General features: G+C 69.1%; 2 protein-coding genes. Both read right to left on the bottom strand.

All coding sequences use genetic code 11. The features are described 5' to 3' along the window. Positions 1-869: aldehyde dehydrogenase family protein (locus J0695_RS39220; protein WP_206969631.1), on the bottom strand; the 869-nt coding region annotated here is incomplete at its 3' end. A gap of 70 nt (positions 870-939) precedes the next feature. Further along, on the bottom strand, positions 940-1,764 hold an 825-nt coding region (locus tag J0695_RS39225; protein ID WP_206969632.1), incomplete at its 5' end, for a proline dehydrogenase family protein.

A 1,764-nucleotide genomic window follows, 5' to 3' on the forward strand; every position in this document is an offset into this window, starting at 1 on the left:
CGCGGGTAGGTGCGGTACTTCGCGATGTTCTCGCCGACCGTCTTCCACAGGTACTGGAAGGTCGGGGTCGAACCCGTGAAGTGGATGCCCGCCAGGTCGCGGTGGTTCAGCGCGATCTCCGAGACCGCGATGCCGTCGCCCGTGACGAGGTTGATGACGCCCTTGGGGAGGCCGGCCTCCTCCAGGAGCTCCATCAGCAGGACGGCCGCGTGCGACTGCGTCGGGGACGGCTTCCAGACCACCACATTGCCCATGAGGGCGGGCGCGGTGGGGAGGTTGCCCGCGATGGCGGTGAAGTTGAAGGGGGTGATCGCGTAGACGAAGCCCTCGAGCGGGCGGTGGTCCAGGCGGTTCCAGACACCCGGGGAGTTCGCCGCGGGCTGCTCGGCGAGCAGGTCACGGGCGTACTTCACGTTGAAGCGCCAGAAGTCGACGAGCTCGCACGGGGTGTCGATCTCGGCCTGCTGCGCGGTCTTCGACTGACCGAGCATCGTGGAGGCGGCGAGGGTCTCGCGCCACGGGCCCGAGAGGAGCTCCGCCGCACGCAGGATGATCGCGGCGCGGTCGTCGAAGGCCATCGCGCGCCAGGCCGGAGCCGCGGCCAGGGCCGCGTCGATCGCGTCCTGGGCGTCGGCCTGAGTGGCCTGGGCCGACGTACCGATGACGGCCTTGTGGTTGTGCGGCTGTACGACGGTGAAGCGCTCGCCGCCGCCCATCCGCTTCTCGCCGTTGATCGTCATCGGCAGGTCGATGGGGTTCTCGGCCAGCTCCTTGAGCTTGGCCTCCAGACGCGCGCGCTCCGGGGAGCCGGGGGCGTAGGAGTGGATCGGCTCGTTGACCGGGGCGGGGACCTGGGTTACAGCGTCCATGAGTTCCGTGGCTCCTTCGTGAGAGGCGAGGGGGTGGGGAGGGCTCGGCCGGCCCTGGATCAGGTCGTGATCAGCTCTTGGTGAGGACGGAGCGGGCGAAGAAGAGCAGGTTGGCCGGCTTCTCCGCGAGGCGCCGCATGAAGTATCCGTACCAGTCGGTGCCGTAGGCCGTGTAGACGCGCATCCGGTGCCCCTCGGCCGCGAGCCGGAAGTGCTCCTCGCTGCGGATCCCGTACAGCATCTGGAATTCGTACTCGTCCAGCTTGCGTCCGGCGCGCCGGGCCAGCTCCTGGCTGACGGCGATGAGGCGCGGGTCGTGGGAGCCGATCATCGGGTAGCCGACGCCCGCCATGAGGATCTTGACGATCCGGACGTACGCCTTGTCGATCTCGGACTTCTCCTGGTACGCGACCGACGCGGGCTCCTTGTAGGCGCCCTTCACGATCCGCACCCGGCTGCCGTTCGCGGCGAGGCGGCGTGCGTCGTCCTCCGTACGGAAGAGGTAGGCCTGGATGACGCACCCGGTCTGCGGGAAGTCCTTCCGCAGCTCCTCGTGGATGGCGAGCATCGAGTCGAGGGTGGTGTGGTCCTCGGCGTCCAGGGTGACCGTGGTGCCGATCGCGGCGGCGGCCTCGACGACCGGGCGGACGTTGCCGAGCGCCAGCTCGTGGCCGCCCTCCAGCGCCTGGCCGAACATGGAGAGCTTGACGGACATCTCGGCCTTGGTGCCGAGGCCCAGGTCCTTGAGACGGTCGATGAGCTCCAGGTAGGCGTCGCGCGCCGCGTGGGACTGCTCGGGGGTGGTGATGTCCTCGCCCACCACGTCGAGCGTGACCTCAAGACCCTGGTCGGTGGCGTCCAGTACGACCTGGATCACCTCGTCGACCCGCTCACC

The sequence above is a fragment of the Streptomyces beijiangensis genome (genome assembly GCF_017315755.1).
In the GTDB taxonomy this organism is placed as follows: domain Bacteria; phylum Actinomycetota; class Actinomycetes; order Streptomycetales; family Streptomycetaceae; genus Streptomyces; species Streptomyces beijiangensis.